Below are 299 nucleotides of genomic sequence, written 5' to 3'. Positions count from 1 at the left end.
CCGCCGGAGAACCTGCCGCCGGAGCTGTCGACCCCGACGCTCGACGTCGCGGCGGGCGAGGAGGCCTCGATCGACCTCGCGCGCTTCGCGACCGACCCCGACGGCGACCCCCTGACGTTCAAGGCCACCGGCCAGGCGCAGGGCGTGACCGTGTCCGTCGAGGGCACCACGCTGCGCGCCCAGGCGACCCCGGACGTGCCCAAGGGCTCGGTCGTGCAGGTCCCGATCACCGTCACCGACGGCGAGCACCCCCCGGTCGAGGGCACCGCGACCCTGACCGTCGTGGCCTCGACCCGGCC

General features: G+C 75.9%; 1 protein-coding gene. It reads left to right on the top strand.

From position 1 onward, the window contains the following. The coding region (locus ACPCUX_RS18830) for an Ig-like domain-containing protein (RefSeq protein ID WP_423389403.1) at window positions 1–299 on the top strand (299 nt) is incomplete at both ends.

Origin of the sequence: Cellulosimicrobium sp. AB352 (assembly GCF_049538415.1) — a bacterium.
Taxonomy (GTDB): domain Bacteria; phylum Actinomycetota; class Actinomycetes; order Actinomycetales; family Cellulomonadaceae; genus Cellulosimicrobium; species Cellulosimicrobium funkei.
Note: the sequence above shows the minus strand (reverse complement) of the source record. Positions and strands in the feature narration are given on the sequence as shown.